The 8,788-nt window shown below is 58.5% G+C and carries 9 protein-coding genes and 1 riboswitch; of the genes, 6 read left to right on the forward strand and 3 right to left on the reverse strand.

Going from position 1 to position 8,788, the window contains the following annotated elements; translation table 11 throughout:
- Positions 1–78: 78 nt before the first annotated feature.
- A riboswitch (TPP riboswitch) is annotated at positions 79–178 on the reverse strand.
- 265 nt (positions 179–443) lie between these two features.
- Positions 444–953, reverse strand: coding sequence for an Rsd/AlgQ family anti-sigma factor (locus HA46_RS18260; protein ID WP_033793163.1), 510 nt, complete (start codon positions 951–953; stop codon positions 444–446).
- Between the two features lie 152 nt (positions 954–1,105).
- Between HA46_RS18260 and nudC the strand changes: the two genes are divergently transcribed.
- The 6 genes from nudC (at position 1,106) to HA46_RS18290 (ending at position 5,501) form a co-directional block, all read left to right on the forward strand.
- Positions 1,106–1,876 carry an NAD(+) diphosphatase gene (gene nudC / locus HA46_RS18265; RefSeq protein ID WP_084885952.1) on the forward strand — a complete coding sequence of 257 codons (771 nt, stop codon included), beginning with the start codon at positions 1,106–1,108 and terminating at the stop codon, positions 1,874–1,876.
- 41 nt (positions 1,877–1,917) lie between these two features.
- The gene (hemE, locus tag HA46_RS18270; RefSeq protein WP_033793165.1) at positions 1,918–2,985 is read left to right on the forward strand and encodes a uroporphyrinogen decarboxylase; all 1,068 of its coding nucleotides are present in this window, start codon (positions 1,918–1,920) and stop codon (positions 2,983–2,985) included.
- Positions 2,986–2,987: 2 nt separating this feature from the next.
- Positions 2,988–3,656 (forward strand): deoxyribonuclease V, encoded by a 669-nt coding sequence (nfi, locus tag HA46_RS18275; RefSeq protein WP_033793166.1) that lies wholly within the window; start codon positions 2,988–2,990, stop codon positions 3,654–3,656.
- Positions 3,657–3,718: 62 nt separating this feature from the next.
- Positions 3,719–4,309, forward strand: coding sequence for a YjaG family protein (locus HA46_RS18280; protein ID WP_033793167.1), 591 nt, complete (start codon positions 3,719–3,721; stop codon positions 4,307–4,309).
- Between the two features lie 188 nt (positions 4,310–4,497).
- Positions 4,498–4,770, forward strand: a complete 273-nt coding sequence (hupA, locus tag HA46_RS18285) for a nucleoid-associated protein HU-alpha (protein WP_033755847.1) — start codon at positions 4,498–4,500, stop codon at positions 4,768–4,770.
- Between the two features lie 68 nt (positions 4,771–4,838).
- Entirely contained in the window at positions 4,839–5,501 is a 663-nt protein-coding gene (locus HA46_RS18290; protein WP_033793168.1) for a DUF1481 domain-containing protein, read from the forward strand.
- A 35-nt stretch (positions 5,502–5,536) separates the two neighbouring features.
- On the opposite strand, the gene purD is transcribed toward HA46_RS18290, so the two are convergent.
- Positions 5,537–6,817, reverse strand: a complete 1,281-nt coding sequence (gene purD / locus HA46_RS18295) for a phosphoribosylamine--glycine ligase (RefSeq protein WP_033793169.1) — start codon at positions 6,815–6,817, stop codon at positions 5,537–5,539.
- A gap of 16 nt (positions 6,818–6,833) precedes the next feature.
- Entirely contained in the window at positions 6,834–8,423 is a 1,590-nt protein-coding gene (gene purH, locus HA46_RS18300; RefSeq protein WP_033793170.1) for a bifunctional phosphoribosylaminoimidazolecarboxamide formyltransferase/IMP cyclohydrolase, read from the reverse strand.
- Positions 8,424–8,788 lie beyond the last annotated feature (365 nt).

Genomic DNA, 8,788 nt, shown 5'->3' on the forward strand with positions numbered 1-8,788 from the left:
TCCTGTTGAGGGGGAACGTTGCTTGTCCGGAGTTCGGAAGGAGTAACAGAAACGGCAGGCGAAATCGCCAGCGTACTGATGATGTTTACTCTTGTTCCCTTCGCAGGTTCTAACCTGATCAGGTTCCGCGGATCCCGAATTAACGGTCTCAGCCCAGGGGGCACTCCGACAAGATGCGTAAACGATTTTCTGGCTATTACGCTTGCCATTTCACGCCTGGGCAGTGCTCGTGACGGTCACATACTTCAGTATGCTCCCGTCTCTGCGCGCTGTCCGAGCGTGAACGGGCTGCGCTCACGACGCCAGAAATCTCGTTTACTTCGGCCACATTGCAAAAAATAAGTAGCTCAAAAAACAAAACGGGTTTTCGACGATAAAGTCGAAAACCCGTTCAGCATAGAAGGGCTGCTTCAGAATAACAAGCGATTTACAACTGCGTAATCTTAAGCCGGGCGCGACAGCTGGCTGCTGTCATTTGCCACCGGCGCGCGCACCAGCTTGTTATCCCAGGCGAGCTGGATCAGTTTATCTTCCAGCGTAAAGCGCGCTTCCAGCACTTCGCCGACTTCCGACAGCGCCAGCTGAAAATCGACGCAGTTATCGTCGTCGATAGACTGCTGCAGATGGCCATCATAGAGCTGCATCAGACGCTCGGTGTTGGCTTCCAGCGGCGGATAAACCTGCGCGGCGGCAATCATCGGACTGTCGCCTTCCATCTCATTGATGATGCGTTCGTAAATGCTGAAGTGACCGGCGGAAAGGTAATCGACCAGCCCGTGACAAAAATTGTCGAGCGCCTGCTCGTCTAAGGTCGTGAGCGCCTCTTTGTTAGGCTTCAGCCCAACCAGGTGGTAATAAGAAACAAGTAGCTGGCGACGGGCATCCAGCCACGTGTCTACCAGTTCGTTGCTGCCACCTACGCGCTCGGTCAGGACGTTTAACTGGTTAAGCATATCTGACTCCATGTAAAGAAAGTTCCCTTCCCGTCACGCTGCGGCTGGCCTGGCGCCGCCTGCAAGCTGGACGATTTAGGGTATAGTTGTTTGTCTACACACTTAACATCAGGACTTCAGCGTATCAATAAGACGCTAAGGATGACGATTAGATGCAACATGAGATCTCAAGCGTAGACGCTGGATGGTGGATTGTCAGCCATGAACAGAAACTTTGGTTGCCGCAAGGCGATCTGCCGCACGGCAGCGCCGCTGCGTTTAAGCTCGAAGGCAGCAAGGCGCAGGCGGTCGGCGAGTGGCAGGGCGAAACGGTATGGCTGGTGTGTGAGAGCCGCGATCGCGACATGTTCTCGGTGCGTCAGCTGATCGATGAAGAGCCGGGCCTGTTTCAGCTTGCCGGGCGCGCCGTGCAGCTGGCGGAGTTTTACCGATCGCATCGCTTTTGCGGCTACTGCGGCCACGAAATGCATCTCAGCAAGCATGAAAACGCCTGCCTTTGCGGACACTGCCGCGAGCGCTACTACCCGCAAATCGCGCCCTGCATTATCGTCGCCATCCGGCGCGGCGACGAAATATTACTGGCCAACCATGCGCGTCATCGCAACAGCATCTATACCGTGCTGGCGGGTTTTGTCGAGGTGGGCGAGACGCTGGAGCAGGCGGTCGCGCGCGAGGTGATGGAAGAGAGCAACGTCCGCGTCAAAAACCTACGCTACGTCACGTCGCAGCCCTGGCCGTTCCCGCATTCGCTGATGATGGCCTTTATGGCGGAATATGACGGCGGCGATCTGCAAATCGATAATAAAGAGCTGCTGGACGCCGGCTGGTACCGCTATGACGCGCTGCCGCAGCTTCCGCCGGCAGGCACCGTGGCGCGCCGGCTAATCGAAGATACCGTCGCCATCTGCCGCGGCGAGGCGTAAGAAGTGTTACACTACGCGCCTGAAATTGAGAGAGTCCTGAAATGAGTGAACTGAAGAACGATCGTTATTTGCGCGCCCTGTTACGTCAACCGGTCGATATCACGCCGGTATGGATGATGCGACAAGCCGGGCGTTATTTGCCGGAGTACAAAGCGACGCGCGCCGTAGCCGGCGATTTTATGTCGCTGTGCAAAAACGCCGAACTGGCGTGTGAAGTCACCCTGCAGCCGCTGCGCCGCTATCCGCTCGACGCGGCGATCCTCTTCAGCGATATCCTGACGATCCCCGACGCGATGGGGCTGGGACTCTACTTCGAAACCGGCGAAGGCCCGCGTTTCTCTCATCCCGTTACCTGCCGCGCCGATGTCGATAAACTGCCGGTGCCCGATCCCGAGCAGGAACTTGGCTATGTTATGAATGCGGTGCGCACCATTCGCAAAAACCTCAACGGCGAAGTGCCGCTGATCGGTTTCTCCGGCAGTCCCTGGACGCTGGCGACCTACATGGTAGAGGGCGGCAGCAGCAAGGCCTTCACTAAAATCAAAAAAATGATGTACGCCGATCCGGCCACGCTGCATGCGATGCTCGACAAGCTGGCGGACAGCGTCATTCTTTATCTTAACGCGCAGATCCGCGCGGGCGCGCAGTCGGTGATGGTGTTCGACACCTGGGGCGGCGTGCTGACCGGCCGTGATTACCTGGAGTTCTCGCTCTACTACATGCATAAAATCGTCGACAGCGTGCTGCATGAGAACGAAGGGCGCCGCGTGCCGATTACGCTCTTCACCAAAGGCGGCGGACAGTGGCTGGAAGCGATGGCCGCCACCGGCTGCGACGCGCTCGGTCTCGACTGGACCACCGACATCGGCGAAGCGCGTCGTCGCGTCGGCGACAAAGTCGCGCTGCAGGGCAACATGGATCCGTCTATGCTTTATGCGCCAGCTGCGCGTATTGAGCAGGAAGTCGCGGGCATTCTCAGCGGCTTCGGCGCGGGCAGCGGTCACGTCTTCAACCTGGGACACGGTATCCATCAGGATGTGCCGCCAGAGCATGCGGGCGTGTTCGTTGAGGCGGTGCACCGTCTCTCAGGCCAATATCATCAGGAGTAAGTATGGACATTGCTGCACTGCGCGCGGAGCAGATTCAGCGCGCTGCAGAGGTGGTGCGGCAGGATGATTTCGACGTTTTGCCGCCGCGTTTTATCGGCGGCGCCGACGTTGGATTCGAGCAGGAAGGGGCGGTGACGCGCGCTGCCCTAGTGATCCTCGAATATCCTTCCCTGAAGCTGGTGGAGCATCGTGTCGCACGCATCGCCACCACCATGCCTTATATTCCCGGCTTCCTCTCTTTTCGCGAATATCCTGCGCTGCTGGCAGCATGGGAAATGCTTGAGCGCAAACCGGATCTTCTTTTCGTCGACGGACACGGCATTTCGCACCCGCGTCGTCTCGGCGTCGCCTCGCACTTTGGCTTAATGGTTGACGTGCCGACTATCGGCGTGGCGAAAAAGCGCCTGTGCGGTCGCTTTGCCGATCTGGGCGCCGAGCCGGGCTCGCGCCAGCCGCTGATAGACAAAGGCGAGCAGATCGGCTGGGTGTGGCGCAGCAAAGCGCGCTGCAACCCGCTTTTCGTGGCGACCGGACACCGCGTTAGCCTGGATAGCGCGCTGCACTGGGTGGAAAACTGTATGGGCGGCTATCGCCTGCCGGAACCCACGCGCTGGGCCGATGCCGTCGCGTCTAACCGCACCGCCTTTCAGCGCTGGCAAAGCGCGCTTTAACGCTGTGCGCGCGGCGCTTTTGCGGTACACTGCCGCCAGCTAAACGATGAAGAGCCCTGTTCATGTTACAAAACCCCGTTCACCTGCGTCTGGCTAAGCTGGAAAGCTGGCAGCATCTGACGTTTATGGCTTGCCTGTGCGAGCGTATGTTCCCCAATTACTGGGCATTCTGCCAGCAGACGGAATTCGCCGATCCGGCGCTTTATCGCCGCCTTCTCGATCTCATCTGGGAAAGCCTGACGGTCAAAGATGCCAAAATCAATTTTGACAGCCAGCTTGAGAAGCTTGAAGCCGCCATTCCCGACGGCGACGCCTTCGAGGTGTACGGCGTTTATCCAGCTATCGACGCCTGCGTGGCGCTAAGCGAAGTGCTGCACGCGATGCTGAGCGGCGAAACGCTGGAGCATGCGATTGAAGTCAGCAAGACGTCGATCACCACTGTTGCCATGCTGGAAATGACCCAGGCCGGGCGTGAAATGAGCGACGAAGAGCTGCGCGAAAACCCAGCCGTTATCGACGAATGGGACCTGCAATGGGAGATTTTCCGCCTGCTTGCCGACTGCGAAGAACGAGACCTTGAATTGATCAAAGGTTTGCGTTTAGACCTGCGGGAAGCGGGAATCAGCAACATCGGTATAAATTTTCAGCAGTAAGGCGGGAAAACGTGACTTCAGGCCCGAATTAGCGCGCCTGGAGGCTTCACATCGGCCCCCTCTCTGGTCTACATTTGGGGGGCTGAAAATTGTGGCTATCGGTGCGTGCAGGCTGAAGAGTGCCAGAATATGGCTTTTCCCTCGCACTCGTTGCTTAGCAAGCGATAAATACACTTTAAGGATAACTTATGAACAAGACTCAACTGATTGATGTGATCGCGGAAAAAGCGGACCTGTCGAAAACCCAGGCTAAAGCGGCTCTGGAATCAACTCTGGCTGCGATCACTGAGTCTCTGAAAGAAGGTGATGCTGTACAACTGGTTGGTTTTGGCACTTTTAAAGTGAACCACCGCGCTGAGCGTACCGGTCGCAACCCGCAAACTGGCAAAGAGATCAAAATCGCTGCGGCAAACGTACCGGCATTCGTGTCTGGTAAAGCGCTGAAAGACTCTGTTAAATAAGACGTCGCACTGCGGTCAGAATTTTAAAAGAAGGGGCGAATTCGCCCCTTTTGTATTAGGGGCCAGCTATGCCGAACCTGCGTTTGCCCTCTTGTTTTGCCCTGCTTGCTCTGCTTCTGCTTTCCGGGTGCGGTTCTACCCCCGACACGCCTCCTTTTAGCGCCAGCGGCTATCTTGCCGATCGCGGCGCGGTGCGCATCTGGCGCAAAAACAGCCACCTTACGATTCATTTGCGCACCCTCTATACGCCTTTCAACGGCGATGCAGCGGAAACCACCGACTATGTGTGGCAGGAGGAGAAGCTGGTCAGCGTAGCGCGCCACGTCAGCGGCAAGCAGCCTGACGATGTCACCCTGCGCTTCGATCAGGATGGCAGCCTGAGCTTTATGCAGCGGCAGCTGGCCGGACGACGCGAAGCGGTCGATCCGGATACGGTAGAACTCTATAAGTTCGATGCGCAGCGAATGCTGGCGCAGAGCAATGCGCTGCTCAGCGGTCGCGTGATGCTGAAGCAGGGCCAGTGGCTGGGCGCGAAGCAAATCGCCCTTTGCGACGGCGGGCGCGAATCGCCATCCTTTGACGATTACGCGCTGCAGACGCTGGCGCAGCAGCAGCGCCGCAGCGCCGCGCCGCTGCTGGTCTCCTGGCTGGAGGCGCCGGAAGGCACGCAGCTGCTGCGCGCGGCGCCGGGAGAAAGCTGCGATTCGCAGCCGAAGGAAGAGGATTTCTAAGGCAGAGAAAAGGGCGCATGGCGCGCCCTTTTTGCTTACTTGCGGTTAATGGCGCGATAGCCGATATCGCGGCGGCAGAAGCTGCCGTTCCAGGAAATAGGCTGAGCCAGCTCATAGGCGCGCTTTTGCGCCGCCGCCACGTCGTCGCCCAGCGCGGTAACGCAGAGTACGCGGCCGCCGTTCGTCAGCACCAGATCGTTCTCGAGGCGCGTCCCGGCATGGAATACCTTGCCGTCGTCAACCTGCTCCAGCGGCAGGCCGTGAATCTGCTCGCCGTTGACGTAGTCGCCCGGATAGCCGCCCGCCGCCAGCACGACGCCCAGCGCCGGGCGCGGATCCCACTTTGAATCGATCTGATCCAGCGCACCGTCACAGGCCGCCAGGCAGAGTTCAACCAAATCCGACTGCAGGCGCAGCATGATCGGCTGAGTTTCGGGATCGCCGAAGCGGCAGTTGAATTCGATGACTTTCGGCTGTCCCGACTGATCGATCATCAGACCGGCATACAGGAAGCCGGTGTAGACATTGCCTTCTGCCGCCATGCCGCGCACCGTCGGCCAGATCACCTGATCCATAACGCGCTGGTGGATCTCGTCGGTCACCACCGGCGCAGGTGAGTAAGCGCCCATACCGCCGGTGTTCGGGCCGGTATCGCCGTCGCCGACGCGTTTGTGATCCTGGCTGGTGGCCATCGGCAGCACGTGTTCGCCGTCGACCATGACGATAAAGCTGGCTTCTTCGCCGTCGAGAAACTCTTCAATCACGATGCGATGGCCTGCGTCGCCGAAGGCGTTGCCGGCCAGCATATCTTTAACCGCCGCTTCAGCTTCTTCCAGCGTCATCGCGACGATGACGCCTTTACCGGCAGCCAGGCCGTCGGCCTTGATGACAATAGGCGCGCCTTTCTCGTGCAGGTACGCCAGCGCGACTTCGACATCCGTAAAGTTGCGATACTCCGCGGTAGGAATGTGGTGGCGGGCAAGGAAATCTTTGGTAAAAGCTTTAGATCCTTCCAGCTGCGCGGCGTTTTTAGTCGGGCCGAAAATTTTCAAACCCGCCGCGCGGAAGGCGTCGACCACGCCGATAACCAGCGGCGCTTCCGGACCGACGATGGTCAGGTCGATCGCTTCCTGCTGGGCGAACGCCAGCAGGGCAGGGATATCGGTCGGGCTGATATCGACATTTTGCAGCGCGGGCTCCAGCGCGGTGCCGGCGTTGCCGGGCGCGACGAATACCGTTTCCGCCAGCGGCGACTGCGCCGCTTTCCAGGCCAGCGCATGTTCACGACCGCCGTTGCCAATCACTAAAATTTTCATATTGCTCTCCGGATAATTAATGGCGGAAGTGGCGCATGTCAGTGAAGATCATGGCGATGCCGTGCTCGTCTGCCGCGGCGATAACCTCTTCGTCGCGAATAGAGCCGCCCGGCTGGATAACGCAGGTGACGCCGACGGCCGCCGCGGCATCGATACCGTCGCGGAACGGGAAGAACGCATCGGAAGCCATTGCCGAGCCTTTAACTTCCAGCCCTTCGTCCGCAGCCTTAATGCCGGCGATTTTAGCGGAGTAGACGCGGCTCATCTGGCCGGCGCCGATGCCGATGGTCATATTGTCGCGCGCATAGACGATGGCGTTGGATTTCACGAACTTCGCGACCTTCCAGCAGAAGAGCGCGTCGCGCAGCTCCTGCTCGCTCGGCTGACGCTTGCTGACTACGCGCAGCTGGCTCGCTTCTACCATGCCCAGATCGCGATCCTGCACCAGCAGACCGCCGGTAACGCGTTTGAAATCGAGACCGGCGACGCGATCCTGCCACTGGCCGCAAACCAGCACGCGAACGTTCTGCTTGGTCGCCGTGACTTTCAGCGCCGCTTCGCTGGCGGAAGGGGCAATGATTACTTCAACGAACTGCCGGCTGATAATCGCCTGGGCGGTGGCTTCATCCAGCTCGCGGTTGAAAGCGATAATGCCGCCGAAGGCAGAGGTCGGGTCGGTCTGATAAGCGCGTTCGTAAGCCTCAAGGATCGATGCGCCAGCGGCGACGCCGCAGGGGTTGGCATGCTTGACGATAACGCACGCCGCTTCGCTGAACGCCTTCACGCACTCCAGCGCCGCGTCGGTATCGGCAATATTGTTATAGGAGAGTGCTTTGCCCTGCACCTGCTGCGCGGTCGCTACCGAAGCTTCCTGCACGTTCTCTTCTATATAGAAGGCGGCGTCCTGATGGCTGTTTTCGCCGTAGCGCATATCCTGCTTCTTGATGAAGTTCAGATTGAGCGTGCGCGGGAAACGGCCGGCAGGTTGACTGCGCTCGCCATGATAGGCGGGAACCAGCGAGCCGAAGTAGTTGGCGATCATGCTGTCGTAGGCCGCGGTATGCTCGAACGCTTTAATTGCAAGGTCAAAACGGGTTTCCAGCGTCAGCGAGTTTTCGTTAGCGTCCAGCTCCGCCACAATGGCGTCGTAGTCGCTGCTCTTAACCACGATCGCCACGTCTTTATGGTTCTTAGCCGCTGAGCGCACCATGGTCGGGCCGCCGATATCGATATTCTCGACCGCATCTTCCAGCGTGCAGCCTTCGCGCGCGACGGTCTGTGCGAAGGGATAGAGGTTAACCACCACCATGTCGATAGGCTCGATAGCGTGCTGAGCCATAATGGCGTCATCCTGGCCGCGACGACCCAGAATGCCGCCGTGCACTTTCGGGTGCAGCGTTTTGACGCGTCCATCCATCATTTCCGGGAAGCCGGTGTAGTCAGACACTTCGGTGACGGCGAGACCCGCATCGGCCAGCAGGCGAGCGGTTCCACCTGTAGAGAGGAGTTCGACGCCGCGGCTGGAGAGCGCCTGAGCAAATTCGAGGATACCTGCTTTGTCTGAGACACTCAGCAGAGCGCGGCGTACAGGACGACGTTGTTGCATGGTGGTTTTATCCCTTGGCTTTGTTTCGCGTAAATAAGAGCGTTACATCAAGCTTAGCGATCTTCTTATGAATAAAAAGAGGCGAAACTTCAGGTAACGCCCCGAAAAGGGGCATCCGTGACGTCGCGGGGCATTGTAGCGAAAACGTTTGCGTGCTGCTCGCAAAAATTCGTTTTGAAATGCATTGTGGATAACTTTGTGGGTAATCACGTATAAAGCGGGCTTTTGCTGTGGAATGCAGCGAACGGTCATTTTTCTGCAATTTAGCTGTTGCGCTCTCTGAACGACTCCCTATAATGCGCCTCCATCGACACGGCACAACGGCTTACGGAATGCGGTGTTGAGGTGATGAAAGTCACCGTCAG

Source organism: Pantoea septica (assembly GCF_002095575.1).
Classification (GTDB): domain Bacteria; phylum Pseudomonadota; class Gammaproteobacteria; order Enterobacterales; family Enterobacteriaceae; genus Pantoea; species Pantoea septica.

Excerpts from the sequence above, each read along its gene's own strand:
- HA46_RS18260 (WP_033793163.1), bottom strand. The coding sequence starts at position 953 with ATGCTTAACCAGTTAAACGTCCTGACCGAGCGCGTAGGTGGCAGCAAC.
- nudC (WP_084885952.1), top strand. The coding sequence starts at position 1,106 with ATGCAACATGAGATCTCAAGCGTAGACGCTGGATGGTGGATTGTCAGC.
- hemE (WP_033793165.1), top strand. The coding sequence starts at position 1,918 with ATGAGTGAACTGAAGAACGATCGTTATTTGCGCGCCCTGTTACGTCAA.
- nfi (WP_033793166.1), top strand. The coding sequence starts at position 2,988 with ATGGACATTGCTGCACTGCGCGCGGAGCAGATTCAGCGCGCTGCAGAG.
- HA46_RS18280 (WP_033793167.1), top strand. The coding sequence starts at position 3,719 with ATGTTACAAAACCCCGTTCACCTGCGTCTGGCTAAGCTGGAAAGCTGG.
- hupA (WP_033755847.1), top strand. The coding sequence starts at position 4,498 with ATGAACAAGACTCAACTGATTGATGTGATCGCGGAAAAAGCGGACCTG.
- HA46_RS18290 (WP_033793168.1), top strand. The coding sequence starts at position 4,839 with ATGCCGAACCTGCGTTTGCCCTCTTGTTTTGCCCTGCTTGCTCTGCTT.
- purD (WP_033793169.1), bottom strand. The coding sequence starts at position 6,817 with ATGAAAATTTTAGTGATTGGCAACGGCGGTCGTGAACATGCGCTGGCC.
- purH (WP_033793170.1), bottom strand. The coding sequence starts at position 8,423 with ATGCAACAACGTCGTCCTGTACGCCGCGCTCTGCTGAGTGTCTCAGAC.